We start from the raw sequence: 16,791 nt of genomic DNA, 5'->3' as shown, positions 1-16,791 counted from the left end.
TCTTACCTTAGCTGAACGCGGCGGCCGGTCCGCGAGTTACGAACTCCCGACTGCGCGGTCGATCGTGAAATCACCACCCGGATACAGGATGGTCTCGTGGCCATCGTCAAAACGCACGAAATACGGCGGCGCACCGTTTGCACCGCGGACTTCGATGATCTCGCCGTGCCGGTCGGCCGCCCCGACCGTCCTGCCATGAATGATGATCCGATCTCCCTGGGCTGCTTCCACAGGAACCACCTCCCAGCATTCAGATTACGAGTGTTGGGCCGCCGTGGGAACAGGCCGCAGGTGGCCCATCCAATTGGCCGGGCAGTGGCGCGTCGCAGCGCCTAAACTGTCAGCCCCCTCCCCTACGTTTGACGACATGGCTGACAAACCGCGTCGCCGTACATAGTCGCTACAGAAGAGGGCAGCCAGTGCAAAGTCAAGAACTGAAACCGGAACAGGCCACGACGGCGGCAGCAACGGCGTCGTTCGCGGCTCCTCCCGCGCGCACCTCCATGCCGGACTGGTACCCCGAACTGCTTGCCAGTGTCTCAAAGGAGGTCGGCGCGGGACGTTCACGGGCCATTTCCGCAGCGAACAAGGCTCTGCTTGCCTCCTATTGGTCCATCGGCCGGCACCTGGCACAGCGGGAATCAGAGCAGGGCTGGGGCTCCAAAGTCGTCACCCGCCTATCGGCGGACGTACAGGCCCGGTTCCCTGGTTCCAAGGGATTCTCGCCACGGAACCTCCGCTACATGAAGACTTTCGCCCAGGCTTGGCCGGAGTTCCCAATGTTGCAAGCGCCGCTTGCAACATTGCCCTGGTACCACCAGATCGCGCTGCTTGAGAAGCTCGACGACGCCGCGACCCGCCTCTGGTACGCGGCGGCCGCCGTCGAACACGGATGGTCGCGCAACGTTCTTGCCCATCAGATCGAAACGCGCCTCCACGAGCGCTCCGGGCAAGCGATTACCAATTTCAAAACCACCATGATGCCGGCGGACTCGGACCTTGCCCAACAAGCCACCAGGGACCCGTATGTGTTCGACTTCGTCGCCATGACTGACCGCCGCAGCGAGCGGGAGCTGGAGCTTCAGCTCGTCCAGCATGTGGAGAAGTTCCTCCTGGAACTGGGCCAAGGGTTCGCCTTTGTCGGCGAGCAGGTCAGGTTGGAAATCAACGGCGATGAGTTCTTCGCCGATCTCCTCTTCTATCACTTGAAGCTCCGCTGCTATGTTGTGATCGAGCTCAAGGCGGTGAAGTTCGAGCCTGGATTTGTCGGCCAGCTAGGCATGTACATGTCAGCCGTGGACGATCTTCTGGCGCATCCCGATGACAAGCCAACCATCGGGCTCCTGCTCTGCAAAGAGAAAAACAACGTGGTGGCCGAGTACGCGTTGCGGGGAATCAACCTGCCCATCGGCGTGTCGGAGTGGCAAAGCAAAATCATCGAATCGCTGCCGGAGGAACTCGCCTCAAGCCTGCCAAGCATCGAACTCCTTGAGGCCGAACTGGCTGACGAACCGGCAAACGTCGCGGCCGCGGGACGTGGCCTGCCGTAGAACCTGAACGCAAGCTGTGAATTCGGCCGCTGCCCGTTTTTTAGGTTCAACCTGCGCGATTGAAGGCGTACCCTACATTCATACGCCGCCTGGGGGCCCTCGTCTCGTGGAGGAGCCATGCGCAGCTTGGATCAGCGTTTCAGGAAGCAAGGCCCACGAGCGGCCGGGTTTCGTCGGATAAACAACCCGAAAAAGTACAAGCGGATCGTCGCCGTCTTGGGTGCCCTGCTGATCACCGCAGGAGCCCTCAGCGGAGTCGCCGTTCCTGCGAGGGCAGCATCCCCCACCATCGTGAGTTTGACCTTCGACGACGGCAACGGCAACCAGCTTGCCGCCGAACAGGTGTTGAAAGCCCACGGGCTGGTGGGAACCTTCTTCATTACCACCAGTTGGATCGGCACCCCGGGTTATCTCACGCAGGCGAATCTGCACACCATCGCGGGCGACGGCAACGAGATCGGGGGCCACACAGTTACTCACCCGGATCTGACCACGCTCACCGCCGCAGCCGCAAGCGCTGAAATCTGCAACGGCAAGTCGACGCTGGAAAGCTGGGGCTTCCAGGTGAACAACTTCGCCTATCCTTTTGCCGCCGAAAATGCGTCCGTCCAAGCTGAGGTAAAGAACTGTGGATTTGCCAGCGGACGAGGGCTGGGCGACATCCGTTCGCCGGCCAGCTGCCCGAGCTGCCCGTTCGCTGAGACCCTTCCCCCGGCAAATCCCCTGGTCACCAAGGCCCCGGACGAAGTCGACAGCACATGGACCCTCCAGAATCTGGAGGACCTTGTCACCAACGCCGAAAGCACCGGCGGATGGTTGGAGTTGACTTTCCACCACATCGCGGTCGGAACTGATCCCACGCTGACCATTAGCCCAACGCTCTTTGACACGTTCGTCACCTGGCTGGCTGCGCGGACTGCCAACGGAACCACATCGGTCCGGACCGTCGCCCAGGCCTTGGGGCAGTCGACAGCGCCGCCACCACCGCCACCGCCACCAGCGGGCGGGCACACCACGGGCGGAGCGATCGGCGCCGCGTGGACAGCACAGGGATCGCAAAACGGCCCCTTGGGCTTGCCTGTCACCGATGAGATCACTGGACTCAAGAACGGCGGCGCCTACCAAGCATTCCAAGGCGGACAGATCCACTGGTCNNTGGACTCAAGAACGGCGGCGCCTACCAAGCATTCCAAGGCGGACAGATCCACTGGTCACCCGCCACAGGCGCACACATCACCAGGGCAGCCATCGACGCCGCCTGGGCCTCCCAAGGCTGGGAAAACGGCTACCTGGGCTACCCCATAACGAATGAAATCACCGGACTCAAGAACGGCGGCGCCTACCAAGCATTCCAAGGCGGACAGATCCACTGGTCACCCGCCACAGGCGCACACATCACCAGGGCAGCCATCGACGCCGCCTGGGCCTCCCAAGGCTGGGAAAACGGCTACCTGGGCTACCCCATAACGAATGAAATCACCGGACTCAAGAACGGCGGCGCCTACCAAGCATTCCAAGGCGGACAGATCCACTGGTCACCCGCCACCGGCGCACACATCACCAGGGCAGCCATCGACGCCGCCTGGGCCTCCCAAGGCTGGGAAAACGGCCGCCTGGGCTACCCGACAAGCGAGGAGTACGCCTCAGCGGGTGGTTCCATAACCCAGAATTACCAAGGAGGCTTGATCACGTGGTCGCCAACCCGTGGCGCAACTATCATCGCAAATTGAAGCAGTGAAATAGGGAAGCAACAGGGCGTGGACTCAGACGTGCTCGCCAAACCAGGCCAGCATGTCTTGCCAGGCGGCTGTCGCCTGGGTTTCGTTGTACCGCTGGCTGGTGTCGTTGTGGAAGGCATGGTCGACGCCGGGATAGACAGTGAGATTGTGGCGGACGTCGTTGGCTTCGAGCGCATCCCGAAGTGCCGGCATTGCGCCGGTGATGCGCTGGTCGAGTTCGGCATAGACTCCAAAGACGGCCGGTTTTATGGATGGAACCTTGTCCAGCTCGGGCGCGGGGCCATAGAAGGCCGCTGTGGCTTTCAGGCTGGGTATCTCGGTCGCGGATTGCCAGGTGATGCCGCCGCCAAAACAATAGCCGTTCATCGCGATCCGCTCCCCGTCCACGAAATCCAGTGACCGGAGGTAATCGAAGGCCGCGGAAAAGTCGGAAACATGGCGCTCGGCCCCTGCCCTTGTCAGCGCTCCGGGCACGGCGTCGGCATCCACGCTCGGTGTGCCTCCCTCCCTACTCAGGAGATCCGGTGCCAAGGCAACGTACCCGGCCTTGGCAAACCGGCGGGCCACGTCCTGGATGTGCGGGGTAAGTCCGCGATTCTCATGGCAGACGAGCACGGCCGGTCCCGCATCTGCCCCCTCAGGCCTGGCAAGGTAGGCGCTGATGCCGGTTCCGCCGGCGGGGAACCGGACGGTGGCGGTCACAAGGCCAGCGGCTCCCTCAGGTACGGAAAGTGGACTCTTCGCCCCCGGTACCGGCCCGGCAGTCGCCGTCGCCGCGGGTGGGGCGGATGAAACTTCGGGGCTCGGCATGGGATCGGTGCTTCGCGGGACCTCATCCGGAGTACATCCGAGCTGCAGCATCGTCGAGGAGGCGGCGGCCATGCTCCCGGTGATAAATGCGAGCCGGCGAATGAACGCTCGCTGCGACATGTCGCCCGAGCGGTAGTCGTCGAAGAATTCCTCGACCAGGTACTTTTCAAATTTCCCGAGCTGGATCATGGCAGGCCTCCTGAGTGTGCCGCATATCCTCCTCCGAAGACCGTCACCGGGCAAGGGTGCCAGGATGGTGGGTGTAGGCGCCAAGTAATGAGACACTCGGTTCCATGCGTGAATTCGTGGTTCTCGGCACCGCCTCCCAGGTCCCGACCAGGACCCGCAACCACAACGGATACGTGCTCCATTGGGATGGCGAGGGCCTGCTCTTCGATCCTGGAGAAGGCACCCAGCGGCAGATGATCCAAGCCGGCGTCTCGGCCAGCCAGATCACGCGCATCTGTATTACCCATGTCCACGGCGACCATTGTTTCGGGCTGCCGGGCGTACTTTCGCGCATGGCGCTGGACCGGGTGGAGCATCCAATCCACTTGCACTATCCCGCGTCCGGCGAGGACATGATCCGCGCCCTCGTGGCTGTTGCGTCCCCCGGCATCGACCTTCGGCTTCATCCGCACGGCGGACCCGGTCCTATCGCCGCAGGAGTGGAGGTGCGCCCGCTGCTCCATCGAATCGAGACCTACGGCTACAGGGTTGTCGAGCCCGAGGGCCGCAGCCTCCTGCCGGAGCGGCTTGCGGCGGCGGGGATCAGCGGATCGGATATCAGCCTCCTGCAGCGGGACGGGAGCCTGGGCGGCGTGCGATTGGAAGACGTGAGCGTGCCGAGGCCCGCACAGAGCTTCGCCTTCGTCATGGACACGGCGCCATGTGACGGTGCTGAGGAACTCGCCGAGGGCGTTGACCTTCTCGTGGCTGAGTCCACTTTCAGCGACGACGACGACGCCCTCGCCGCGCAGTACCGCCACCTCACCGCCGGGCAGGCGGGGGCGTTGGCTGCAACTGCCGAAGCGGGCATGCTCATCCTTACCCATTTCTCGTCGCGCTATCCCGACGTCGGATTGCTGGCGGAGCAAGCCCGGGCGAGGTCAGGCGCGGCTGCCGTCATGGCCGCGAACGACCTGGACCGGGTTCCCTTCCCGAAGCGGCAGCGGTGGTTGTAGGGGACTCGAAGTACCCGGCAATTTTGTGATGCTTTCAGGTAGGTTCCCGGATAATCTGTCCGTGGGGAGTGCCACACCGGCACACCCACGCGTCCGCCGATGTGGGCGGGCTTGTCATCTATTCAGCTCTGGGGGCCGAAATGACAAACGAAATGCGGCCGCTGGATCGCGTCGGCTCTTTCAGGGGCCTGGTCGAAGCCGTGCCGGATGCTTTGCTCGTGATCGACGCGGACGGTCAGATCACGTTCGGCAATGCCTATTCAGAGCAGCTCTTCGGTTATTCGCGCAGCGAACTGCTGGGCAAGCACTATGAGATGCTGCTTCCGGCGCGGTTCAAGGGCCAGGGTGGCGCCATCCGGGATCTCTTTGCCCGTGATCCTGGAGTACGCAGGGCCGGGAGGGACCTGAAACTGTTCGGCCGCCACCGTGACAGCACAGAGTTTCCCATTGAGGTCAGCTTCGCTCCACTAGGCGACCCCCCGGGCATGCAACTCGTCGCCTCCATCCGGGAAGTAAGTGACCACGTCCGCGTTGACGCCGAACTCCGCGATGCCCTCTCCCTTCTCAGTGCCACCCTTGAGTCCACGGCCGACGGCATTCTGGTCGTCGCGGCGGACGGGACTATCGCGGGGGCGAACGAGCGATTTGCCGAGTTGTGGGGCATCCCCGCGGATCTCCTGGAGTCCCACGACGACGGCCGCCTGTTGGCTTTCGTCCTCGACCAGCTCACTGATCCTGATGGCTTCATAGGCAAGGTCCAGGAACTGTACGCCGATCCGGGGGCGGAGAGCCTGGACATGTTGGAATTCCGTGACGGGCGGACGTTTGAACGGTATTCCCGGCCCCAACAGGTCGGTGATGAGATCGTGGGACGGGTCTGGAGTTTCCGTGACGTCACTTCACGTCAGCGCGCACAGGACCAGGCGCGGGAGGCGCTCGCCCAAGTGGAGGGCCTGGCCGCCATCGTTGAGTCTTCGGCTGACGCGATCATCGGTATGACGCCCGCGGGCCTCATCACCAGCTGGAACCCCGGGGCGGAGAAGCTGTACGGATACACTGCCGCTGAAGCGACCGGGCAGAACGTCAGGCTCCTCATTCCGGACTACCTCCAGGCCGAGGACGAAGTGCTGGCCGCCGTCCAGAATGGCGGACAGGCCCACAGCTTCGAGACAGACCGGATGCGCAAGGATGGGTCCATCGTGCCCGTGTCCCTGACGGTCTCCCCGATCCGAGGCGAACACGGAGTCATCGGGATTGCGACCATCGGCCAGGACATAACCGCCCGGCGTGCCGCAGATGCTGACCTGCTGGCCGCCCGGGAGGAGGCCCTGGAATCGAGCAGGTTGAAGTCCGAGTTCCTCGCGACGATGAGCCATGAGATCCGTACCCCCATGAACGGAGTCGTAGGCCTGACAACGCTTTTGTTGGACACGCCGCTGGATGAAACACAACGCAAATACGCCGAAGGGGTTCAGACTGCCGCCGGAGCTTTGTTGACCCTGATTAACGACATCCTGGATTTCTCGAAGTTGGAAGCGGGGAAGATCGACCTGGACATCACCTCCTTCGATCCGCAGTACCTGATGGAGGAAGTCGCCTCGCTCCTGGCCGAAGCAGCTCAGGGCAAGGGCCTGGAACTCATCGCGTACTGCCACCCCGATGTTCCCGCACAGCTGGCTGGTGATGCCGGCCGGATCCGGCAGATCCTGTTGAACCTGGCTTCGAACGCCGTGAAGTTCACTGCGTCCGGTGAAGTCGCCATCCGGGTGAACGTAGAGGACCAGGACGCAAGAACCGCGCTTGTGCGATTCGAGGTCAGCGATACCGGTATTGGTATCCACGCTGCGGATCATTTGCGCTTGTTCGATTCGTTCTCCCAAGCGGATGCCTCCACCACGCGTCGGTACGGTGGAACCGGGCTGGGGCTGGCCATCTGCCGTCGGCTGACGGAAGTGATGGGCGGGGACATCGGTTTGAACAGTACCCCTGGCGAGGGAAGCACGTTCTGGTTCTCTCTCCGATTGCCGCTGACTACGGAACCTGGGCCGATTCCGGAGCGTCCGGTCCCGAGCCTGCTGGCGGGTCTGCGCGTGTTGGTCGTCGACGATAATGCCACCAACAGGTTCGTGTTGGAATCGCAATTGAACACATGGGGGCTGCGGCCGGACGCGGTTGCCGACGCGCGCACGGCACTCGACCGGTTGCGGGCGGCGGCCGCCGCAGGGAAGCCCTTCGACGTTGCCATGCTCGACATGTGCATGCCGGACATGGACGGCCTTGAGCTTGCTTACGGGCTCTCGAGCGATCCCGGGCTTCGGGGCCTCCGGCTCATGATGCTGACGTCCGCGCCCCAGGTATCCAAGACCGATATGACTGATGCGGGAATCCGGGAATGGCTCACGAAACCTGTACGCGGCTCCGAACTCTACGACCGCCTGATCCGGCTGGTAACTGGCAAGCCAGCGACCAGGCCGGCGTTCGCACGTGAACGGCCCCCGAGGCCGGCCAGGCCTTCCAAAGGAAGGATCCTTGTAGTGGAGGACAACGAGGTGAACCAGCTCGTCGCCCGTGAAATGGTTGCCAAACTGGGCTACGAAGCCGAGCTGGCTGCCGATGGCGCCGAGGCAGTCTCCGCCATCGCCGCCCGCTCCTATGCGGCTGTGCTCATGGATTGCCACATGCCCGTCATGGACGGCTTCGAGGCCACCAGGAGCATTCGAGCGAGGGAAAACGGCAGCGCGCGCTTGCCCATCATCGCCATGACCGCCGGAGCTCAGGACGAAGACCGCGAGCGCTGCCTCGCAGCCGGCATGGATGATTACCTCAGCAAACCGGTCGATCTGGCTGCCCTGGATGCGGCCCTGAACCGGTGGGTTCCCCGGCGGGAGGGATCTAGGACGCGATGACCGTGGACGCGGAGAAAGCCCTGCTTACGTAGGGCTCTCCGCGTGTGTGGCCGCGCGTACCTTGGAAAACGAGTAGGCGGCACTCGTGCTTCAGGGCCTGGAAAGATGTTGAATTAACACAGGAATACATCCGCGGCTTGAGACAGACCAGCCGGCCCTCCGGGACCGGCGTTGGACGGGGCCGACGGCGGGAGTGCCCCTGGAGCCCGGGGCTCGGGGCTCTCTACCCCAGACGCCGCCGGCCCCCCGGGGTTGCCCACAGGAATCCAAGCTCGCCTCATCAGGTTTGTGCGGCGTCTGTTCTTTTTCTGCGCCTGCCGGAGCACAATTGAGAAATGTTGGACCGTGGGCGGTGCGGCATGAAAACTCTCTCGCACTGTTCCGGTCCTCCTTTCATCAGCCTGTTGTGAAAGGACGCCGAGATGTTCCAGCCAAGCAAACGACTAACAGCGTTGGGATCCGCATTCGTGCTGGTTCTGGCAATGTCCGCGGTGGCGTCGTGTTCCGGGCCAAGCGGTACGCCTTCCCCGGCCACGTCGAGCGGGACGCCGACAGGGCCGACGTCGGGATCTGCCTCGCCGACGGCGACCGCGACAGTGACGTCGGACGCCGCGGAGTTCTGCGGGGCAGGGTCCGCCATCCACTATGACCGCTCCGCCTTCCAGTTGACGCCCAGGATTGACAACAAGTGGTTTCCGCTGAAGCCCGGCATGCAGTACACGACGAAGGGCACGGTGAAGAGTGCCGATGGCACCTCGGAGCGCACGGTGGTCCACTCCGTGACCGGACTGACAAAGGTAATAGACGGCGTGAAGACCCTCGTGATGTGGGACCGGGACTACTTCGACGGGCAGCTCGTGGAGTCCGAACTGGCCTTCTTCGCCCAGACGGCAAAGGGCGCGGTCTGGCTCTTCGGGGAGTATCCGGAAGAGTACGAGAACGGCACTTTCACCGGCGCCCCCCGCACTTTCATTAGCGGCATTTCCAAGGCCCAGGCAGGGATCGCCATGCAGGATCAGCCGGTGACCGGTACCCCGGGATACGTGCAGGCCCATGCACCCGACGTGGGCTTCCTGGATTGTGGAACTGTCTTCAAGCAGCACGAGCGGGTATGCGTCCCCACCGCGTGCTACGACGATGTGTTGATTGTTGATGAATACAATCCGCTGGAACCGTCTGTGGGCCACCAGCAAAAGCTCTATTCAGCGGGCACGGGGCTGGTGAAAGTGACAGCGGTTGGCGGTGTGGACCAGGAGTCGTTGGACCTCGTCAAAGCGGAGGCGCTCGCAGACTCCGCGTTGACTGAGATCAATCGGCAGGCACTGGAATTGGACGGGCACGCCTACCAGGTCAGTGGAAGTGTTTACGCCACGACGCCCCACGCCGAGGTTGCGACGCCGGCCTCTGCTGGCTAGTGCGCGCATACCACTATCAATTATGAAAAGACGGAAAATTTCCTGTCATTATCCTGAGAATCCTTGCACTGAGCGTTGACCCGGGGTTTGCCCGAGGCTCATTATTGACGTACACGTCTGGGGGCGCTTTGGCACTGTTCCAAGGAGCGGCGTGGTGGGCAGGTACCGGGGATCTAACTTTTTCAGCAGGCACTCACCGGACGTCGATTCCGGGGTGTCTCCTCCCCGCTACGGTTTCTCCACCGTCCCACCCCAAGAACCGGGTGACCGGCCATGATGAGCACGATTCTCCGGTGGGTACTCCAGTTCCGGTTTCTGGTCCTGGCATTGGCAGTGGGAATCCTGGGTTTCGGCTTCGCGAGCCTGCCGGGCATGGCAGTGGATGCTTTCCCGGAATTCGCCCCTCCACAGGTTGAAATCCAGACTGAGGCCCTGGGGCTCTCCGCCGCGGAAGTTGAACAGCTGATCACTTCCCCTATGGAGGCGGACCTGTTGAACGGTGTGGCCTGGGTGGAAGCCATTCATTCCAGATCCGTCCCGGGCCTTTCATCGATCCAGATGGTGTTCAAGCCTGGGACCGACCTTTTTCGGGCCCGCCAGCTTGTGTCTGAACGTCTGACCCAGGCACGCGCGTTGCCGAACGTATCTGCCGCGCCCGTCCTGATGCAGCCGCTCTCATCGACGAGCAGGGTCATGATGATTCGGCTGACCTCCAAAGAGTTGTCCGCCATTGACCTGTCTGTTCTGGCCCGCTGGACCATGAAGCCCGGCCTCTTGGCGGTGCCCGGCGTCGCGAACGTGGCTATTTGGGGCCTCCGCGACCAGCAACTGCAGGTCCTGGTCGATCCTGGGGAACTTGAGTCCAAGGGCGTGACGCTGGACGAGGTCATTACTACCACGGGCAACGCCGTGTGGGTGTCGCCTTTGAGTTACCTTGAGGCGTCCACACCCGGCACCGGCGGTTTTCTGGAGACCGGCCACCAGCGGCTCGGAGTTCAGCACGTCCTGCCGATCACCACGCCCGAGGATCTGGGCCAAGTCAGCTTGGAGGGGCCGGCCGGAAAACTGGTGTTGGGCGATGTCGCCCACGTCGTGACCGATCACCAGCCGCTGATCGGGGATGCACTTTCCGGCAAGGATGCCGAATTGCTCCTGGTCATCGAGAAGTTCCCGGAGACGAACACGAGGGATGTGACCCGGGGCATCGATGATGCGCTCCATGCCCTCCAGCCCGGGCTGTCCGGCGTCACGATCGATACCACTGTCTACCGACAAGCAGCGTTCATCCAGGAAGAGGTCGGCACGCTTGGTGTCGCACTGATTGCCTCGCTGCTGCTGATAGTCACCATGTTTGGAGCGTTCTTCCGATCCTGGCGAACCGCGATCATCAGCCTGGTCACGATTCCGGTCTCACTGACGGCGGCGGCCTTGGTGCTGTATCTGACGGGCAACGGGATGAACACCATGGTCCTCGCGGGCATGATCCTGGCCTTGGCCGTCATCGTCGGAGACGTCGCCGAAGACCTCAATGGCGCTGTCCGCGCTGGCAGGGCCGGCGTCGGATCCGGCGTCGGGCCCGGCGTCGCGGAGTCGAGCGGCACCTTGGTGACGGGGTCCCTGCGGGCAGTGCGAACGCCGATTCTCTACTCCTTCCTGATCATGGCGTTGTCGGTGCTGCCCGTGTTCTTCGTACCGGGCGAGGACGGAGCGCTCTTCGGCCCGCTACTCCTTTCCTACCTGCTCACCCTGGCTGTCGCGATTATCGTGGCGCTGACTGTCACCGCGGCACTGGTCTTCGTCCTGCCCGTCAGCCGGACCACCGCAAGGGAAGGACGCACCCTGGGCCGGGTTCACAGCGGATACCGCCGCACCCTGGGCCGGGTGGCGGGAAAGGCCCGGTGGGTATTCGCGGGCGCCGCGGCCATCGCCGTCGCCGGACTTGCCCTCGCGCCCCAGCTGGCCACCGGCCAGCCGACCGTGCCCGTCCTGCCGGACAGGACCCTCGTGGTGCAGTGGAATGCGATTGCTGGCACATCAGACCAGGAAATGAGCCGGATCACTGATGCGGCTGCCCAAGAGCTCCGGGCACTTCCCGGCGTCGCCAATGTGGGGGGACACGTCGGGCGCGCCATCACCTCGGACCAGGTGGGTGACATCAGCGCCGGGGAGCTCTGGGTAACAGTTTCCGCGGAGGCCTCCTACCGCGACACGGCGGCGGCCGTCCAGCACGTGGTAAATGGGTATCCGGGGTTGACCAGCAAAGTATCCACGTATCCGCAGGAGAAGATCGACCAGATCCATCAGGCCTCCGACCCCGGATTCACCGTCCGGGTTTACGGCCTGGATATGGCCACGCTCCGCCAGAAGGCCGAGGAAGTGCGGCAGATCCTGGCCCGGACCGGCGGCGTCGTCAATCCCCATGTCGACGCGCCCGCGCAACAACCAATCGTGGAAGTCCAGGTTGACCTGGCCGCGGCCCAGAAGGCCGGCGTCATCCCCGGCGACGTCAGGCGCGCGGCCGCTGCCCTGCTGCAGGGGATCGAAGTCGGCAACATCTACCAGCAACAAAAAGTCTTCTCGGTGATCGTCAAAGGAACCCCGTCCACCAGGAACAGCCTCACCAGCGTCCGCGAGCTGCTGATCGACACCCCCGGCGGCGGGCATGTACGCCTCGGCGACGTTGCCCAGGTCAACATCGTCGGGAACGAGGCGGTCATCCTGCACGATGACACCTCGCGCCGGGTCGACGTGAAGGCTGAAATTCAGGGGCGCGCTCTCAACGACGTGCAGCAGGACATCGAGAAGGGCCTCCAACAGCTTCAGTTCCCGCTCTCCTACCATGCGGAAATCCTCACCCAGTACGCAGAGCAGCAAAACAGCGCTCGGTGGCTGTGGCTCCTGGCGGCGGTCGCTGCGGCCGGAATCCTCGTGCTCCTCCAGACCGCGCTCGGGAGCTGGCGCCTAGGTGCGACCGTCTTCCTGGGCCTTATTGCGGCACTTTCGGGCGGGGTGCTCGCGGCAGGGATGACGGGCGGAATCAACTCCTTGATCTCGCTTCCTGCTTTCTCTGCCGTCCTGGGCATCGCCGTGCGTGGTTCCATTCTGCTGATACGGCACGTCCGAAGATTGACGTCCGAGGACAGCGCGGCCTATGGACCCGCGCTCGTGATCCGAAGCGCGCGGGACCGGTTGATGCCCGTGCTGATGTCAGCCCTGATCACGGCTCTTGCCCTGCTGCCGCTCGTGCTCATCGGTGGCGTGGTCGGAACGGAAATCATCCAACCGCTCGCCGTCATCATCTGGGGCGGCCTGCTGACCACGACTCTTTTCCTGCTATTTGTTTTGCCCGCACTGTTGCTTCGATTCGGACCGGAACGGGCGCCCAGGACCGCACGCCGGAACGATTCGCTGCTCCGGGCACAGAGCGAGGACACACCATGAAAAAGTTAGCTTCCCGACGGGGCCACATCACCAAGGTCCTGGTCGCCCTGGTGGTGGCCGCGTTCCTGACGCTGTCGCTGCCGGCCTGTTCCCAGCCGCAAGCCGAGGCCGTGCCTGCCGCAGACACCCCTGCCACCCTGGAAGATGTCCCGGGGACGGACCTGCACCGCATCACCCTGACGGAACGCGCCGTCGAACGCCTTGGGCTGAAGACCGGGATGGCGGCGTCGGGTCCGCAGGGGAAGCTGACAGTCCCGTACGGGGCGATCCTGTACGACAGCCAAGGCAGGACCTGGGTCTACACAAATCCGGACGTACGCGTGTATGTCCGCCAGGCCGTAAGCGTCGAGCGAATCGCCGGCGAAGCCGCCTTGCTGAAGGACGGTCCGCCGGTCGGCACGGTTGTGGTGACGTTGGGGGCCGAGGAGCTGTTCGGCGAGGAATTCGATACGGCCCACTGAGATGCGTTGGATCATAGGCATCAGCCTCAAATTCAGGACGGTGGTTGTTGCACTGGCCTGCGCGGTGATGCTGTTGGGCTCCGTACAGTTGAGCTCAGCGTCCATCGATGTCTTTCCGGAATTCGCGCCCCCGCGCGTGGAAATCCAAACGGCCTGCCTCGGCCTGACTGCGCAGGAAGTGGAAGAGCTGGTCAGCGTCCCCATCGAGGCTTCCCTGAGCGGCATGCCCGGCCTTGATGAGCTGCGCTCCAAGTCCGTGCCCCAGCTGTCCTCGATTGTGCTCGTCTTCAAGCAGGGTACCGATCTGCTGAACGCCCGCCAGGTGGTCTCTGAACGGATGGCGGCAGTGACCTCCGCCCTGCCCACCTGGGCAGCACCGCCGGTCATGCTTCAGCCTTTGTCGTCGACGAGCCGCGTGATGAAGATCGGCATGACCTCCTCCAACCGGTCCCTCATCGAGATGTCCATGCTCTCCTACTGGACGATCCGAGCCCGGTTGCTCCGGGTGCCCGGGGTGGCCAATGTCGCCATCTGGGGTGAACGGCTCCAGATGCTGCAGGTCCAGGTGCAGCCAGACCGGCTGAAGGCTGAAAACGTTTCGCTCAACGAGGTCATGGAGGTCACCGCCGGAGCCGTGGACGCCGGACTGCTGAAGTATTCCCCCGGCCGGTTCATCGGCACGGGAGGCTTCATTGATAGTCCGAACCAGAGAATGGGCGTCCAGCATGTCCAGGCGGTTTCCAGCCCCGAGGATCTGGCACAGGTCACCATCAGGGAAAAGGACGGCGTTGCGCTTCATCTGGGCGACGTGGCCAAGGTCGTGGAGGACCACCAGCCGCTCATCGGCGACGCGGTCATCAACAACGGTCACGGGCTCATGCTTATCGTCGAAAAGCTTCCTTGGGGAAACACCCTCGATGTGACCAAAGGAGTTGAGGACGCCCTCCGCCATCTCCAGCCAGGGTTGAGTGGAATCACCTTTGACACCACCATTTTCCGTCCGGCGAGCTTCATCGAGGAGGCGATTTCCAACCTGAGCCTCGCCCTGCTCCTTGGCTGCCTGCTGGTGGTCATGATCCTCGGCGCCTTCCTCTTCCAGTGGCGCACCGCGCTGATCAGTCTCGTGGCCATTCCGCTCTCCCTCCTGACGGCGGCGCTCGTGCTGTACTACACAGCGAGCTCCATCAACACCATGGTCCTGGCCGGGCTAGTCATCGCAGTGGGTGTGGTCGTCGACGACGCGATCATCGACGTCGAAAACATCATGCGCCGGCTCAAGCAACATAGGGCCATGGGCAGCGGGGAACCAACGGCCTCGGTGGTGCTCAGGGCCTCCTTGGAAATGCGAAGTCCCATTGTCTACGCGACCCTGATCATCGTCGTCGCGGCCGTTCCCATTTTCTTCCTCGACGGACTGACCGGCGTCTTTTTCCGGCCGCTGGCTGTCTCCTATACCCTGGCCGTCCTCGCCTCGATGCTGGTCGCGCTGACCGTGACACCGGCACTGGCACTGATTCTGCTCGGCAAGGCGAAACTGGAGCAGCGTGACCCTCCCCTGGTCCGGGTGCTCAAACGCGGATATCACGCCGCCTTGTCCCGGACCATGAACCGGCCCCGCTACGGCTACGCCGGTTTCGGTGCCGTCGCCTTGGCGGGCCTGGTGGTCGCTCCCCTGCTGGGCCAGTCCTTGTTCCCCACCTTCAAGGAACGGGACTTCCTCATGCACTGGGTCTCAGAGCCCGGCACTTCGGCAGCGGAGGAATACCGCATCTCACAGAGGGGCTGTGAGGAGCTCCTCAAGGTGCCCGGAGTCCTGAACTGTGGTACCCACATAGGCCAAGCATTCACCGCAGACGAGATTGTCGGCGTCAACGCCGGGGAAAACTGGATCAGCATCGACCGCCACGCTGACTACGATAAAACGGTGGCAGCTGTCCAGGAGGTTGTCGACGGCTATCCGGGCCTACACCGCGACGTCCAGACCTACCTGAAAGAGAGAATCGAAGAGGTCCTGACCGGCTCCAGCGAACCAATCCTGGTCCGGGTCTACGGGGATGACCTCAACGTGCTTCGGGATCAGGCCCAGAAGATCAAATCCATCCTTGACCACATCCAGGGCACCAATGAACCCCACATTTCCCTGGAAGTCGAGGTGCCGCAGATCACGGTCAAGGTGGATCTTGCCGCGGCGCAAAAGTACGGGCTGAAACCCGGCGACGTCAGGCGGGCAGCCGCGACACTCGTGGCCGGGGAAGAAGTAGGCGACGTATTCAGGGACGGACGCGCCTATGACGTCCAAGTCTGGAGCACACCGGAGACCCGCGCCAGCGTCACCAGCATCGAGGAACTGCCGCTCGACACCCCCAGCGGACAGCGTGTCCGGCTGGCCGACGTCGCCGCTGTCAGTGTGCAATCGACACCCAACCTCATTGACCGCACCAACGGATCCCGCCGCGTGGAGGTCGGTTCCTTTATCGATCAGGGGGCGGACCTCGGGACCGTTGTCCGCACGCTACAGGAACGCCTCGAAGAGATGAAACTGCCGCCGGGTTACAGCGTCCAACTCCTCGGTGAGTACACGGAACGCCAGGCGGCCACCGAACGCCTGACGATTTTCGCCATAGCGGCCCTAGCCCTGATCTTCCTGTTACTGCAGGCATCGTTCCGGAGTTGGCGGCTGGCCCTACTCGCGCTGCTGACACTCCCCATAGCCTTGGTCGGCGGAGTTTTCGCCGCCTACATCACCGGCGGGGTCCTCTCGCTCGGCTCACTCGTCGGGTTCCTCACGGTCATGGGCATCGCAGCCCGCAACGGAATCCTGCTCATCAGCCACTGCCAGCATCTGGAAAGGAACGAGGACGAAGCCTTCGGCCGCGCCCTCGTGATGCGCGGGGCTGCGGAACGGCTTTCCCCGATCCTCATGACCACCTTGGCTACCGGACTTGCCCTTGTGCCCTTAGTAGTCATGGGCAACATCCCGGGCCATGAAATCGAACACCCCATGGCCGTGGTCATTCTGGGCGGGCTGGTCACGTCCACACTGCTCAATTTGTTCATTGTTCCTTCGCTCTACCTCCGCTTCGCAAAAGCAGCGTCCATCCCGAGCGGAGCTTCACGGAGGGGACTCACCTTCCTTTTCCGGGGATTCAGGCGAATGGTTCCTTCCCGAGCGCAGGAACATAGTTAGCCGAGTGTGTCTGCCTCGCGCACGCGCCCAGCGGCGCCAATATTAAATTGTCGGTGCCTCCTGCGATGCTGAGGGTATGGATCGAAGGACAGCCTGGA

11 protein-coding genes are annotated in these 16,791 nt (G+C 63.2%); 9 read left to right on the top strand and 2 right to left on the bottom strand.

The features are described from left to right. Positions 1-36: 36 nt before the first annotated feature. Positions 37-231, bottom strand: coding sequence for a DUF1918 domain-containing protein (locus tag AC4CS3_RS08515; protein ID WP_236811241.1), 195 nt, complete (start codon positions 229-231; stop codon positions 37-39). Positions 232-419: 188 nt separating this feature from the next. Here AC4CS3_RS08515 and AC4CS3_RS08510 point away from each other — a divergent pair, with 188 nt between their 5' ends. The 3 genes from AC4CS3_RS08510 (at position 420) to AC4CS3_RS08500 (ending at position 3,280) form a co-directional block, all read left to right on the top strand. Next, complete coding sequence (locus AC4CS3_RS08510; protein WP_490783067.1) at positions 420-1,550, top strand: PDDEXK nuclease domain-containing protein; 1,131 nt, start codon at positions 420-422, stop codon at positions 1,548-1,550. Positions 1,551-1,667: 117 nt separating this feature from the next. Further along, on the top strand, positions 1,668-2,855 hold the full coding sequence (locus AC4CS3_RS08505; protein WP_490783066.1) for a polysaccharide deacetylase family protein: 1,188 nt from the start codon (positions 1,668-1,670) through the stop codon (positions 2,853-2,855). After that, positions 2,753-3,280 (top strand): LGFP repeat-containing protein, encoded by a 528-nt coding sequence (locus tag AC4CS3_RS08500; RefSeq protein ID WP_490783285.1) that lies wholly within the window; start codon positions 2,753-2,755, stop codon positions 3,278-3,280. The genes AC4CS3_RS08505 and AC4CS3_RS08500 overlap by 103 nt, the downstream gene beginning before the upstream one ends. A gap of 33 nt (positions 3,281-3,313) precedes the next feature. On the opposite strand, the gene AC4CS3_RS08495 is transcribed toward AC4CS3_RS08500, so the two are convergent. Continuing rightward, entirely contained in the window at positions 3,314-4,288 is a 975-nt protein-coding gene (locus AC4CS3_RS08495; protein ID WP_490783065.1) for a dienelactone hydrolase family protein, read from the bottom strand. Positions 4,289-4,392: 104 nt separating this feature from the next. Here AC4CS3_RS08495 and AC4CS3_RS08490 point away from each other — a divergent pair, with 104 nt between their 5' ends. The 6 genes from AC4CS3_RS08490 to AC4CS3_RS08465 all read left to right on the top strand — a co-directional run bounded on the left by AC4CS3_RS08490 (position 4,393) and on the right by AC4CS3_RS08465 (position 16,693). Further along, positions 4,393-5,283 (top strand): ribonuclease Z, encoded by an 891-nt coding sequence (locus AC4CS3_RS08490; protein WP_490783064.1) that lies wholly within the window; start codon positions 4,393-4,395, stop codon positions 5,281-5,283. A gap of 140 nt (positions 5,284-5,423) precedes the next feature. After that, positions 5,424-8,189: a PAS domain S-box protein gene (locus AC4CS3_RS08485; RefSeq protein ID WP_490783063.1), complete on the top strand. Its 2,766-nt coding sequence runs from the start codon at positions 5,424-5,426 to the stop codon at positions 8,187-8,189. Between the two features lie 422 nt (positions 8,190-8,611). After that, positions 8,612-9,604: a hypothetical protein gene (locus tag AC4CS3_RS08480; protein ID WP_490783062.1), complete on the top strand. Its 993-nt coding sequence runs from the start codon at positions 8,612-8,614 to the stop codon at positions 9,602-9,604. 273 nt (positions 9,605-9,877) lie between these two features. Next, the gene (locus tag AC4CS3_RS08475; protein ID WP_490783061.1) at positions 9,878-13,045 is read left to right on the top strand and encodes an efflux RND transporter permease subunit; all 3,168 of its coding nucleotides are present in this window, start codon (positions 9,878-9,880) and stop codon (positions 13,043-13,045) included. After that, positions 13,042-13,506 (top strand): hypothetical protein, encoded by a 465-nt coding sequence (locus tag AC4CS3_RS08470; protein WP_490783060.1) that lies wholly within the window; start codon positions 13,042-13,044, stop codon positions 13,504-13,506. Before AC4CS3_RS08475 ends, AC4CS3_RS08470 begins: the two co-directional genes overlap by 4 nt. 1 nt (position 13,507) lies before the next feature. Next, positions 13,508-16,693 (top strand): efflux RND transporter permease subunit, encoded by a 3,186-nt coding sequence (locus tag AC4CS3_RS08465; protein ID WP_490783059.1) that lies wholly within the window; start codon positions 13,508-13,510, stop codon positions 16,691-16,693. Positions 16,694-16,791: the final 98 nt, after the last annotated feature.

The sequence above is a fragment of the Arthrobacter sp. SE2 genome (assembly GCF_058244265.1).
This window is presented reverse-complemented; position numbering and strand designations above follow the sequence as displayed.

Bases quoted from the DNA above. Each gene is read 5' to 3' on its own strand.
- AC4CS3_RS08495 (WP_490783065.1), bottom strand. From the start codon at position 4,288: ATGATCCAGCTCGGGAAATTTGAAAAGTACCTGGTCGAGGAATTCTTC.
- AC4CS3_RS08490 (WP_490783064.1), top strand. From the start codon at position 4,393: ATGCGTGAATTCGTGGTTCTCGGCACCGCCTCCCAGGTCCCGACCAGG.
- AC4CS3_RS08485 (WP_490783063.1), top strand. From the start codon at position 5,424: ATGACAAACGAAATGCGGCCGCTGGATCGCGTCGGCTCTTTCAGGGGC.
- AC4CS3_RS08480 (WP_490783062.1), top strand. From the start codon at position 8,612: ATGTTCCAGCCAAGCAAACGACTAACAGCGTTGGGATCCGCATTCGTG.
- AC4CS3_RS08475 (WP_490783061.1), top strand. From the start codon at position 9,878: ATGATGAGCACGATTCTCCGGTGGGTACTCCAGTTCCGGTTTCTGGTC.
- AC4CS3_RS08470 (WP_490783060.1), top strand. From the start codon at position 13,042: ATGAAAAAGTTAGCTTCCCGACGGGGCCACATCACCAAGGTCCTGGTC.
- AC4CS3_RS08465 (WP_490783059.1), top strand. From the start codon at position 13,508: ATGCGTTGGATCATAGGCATCAGCCTCAAATTCAGGACGGTGGTTGTT.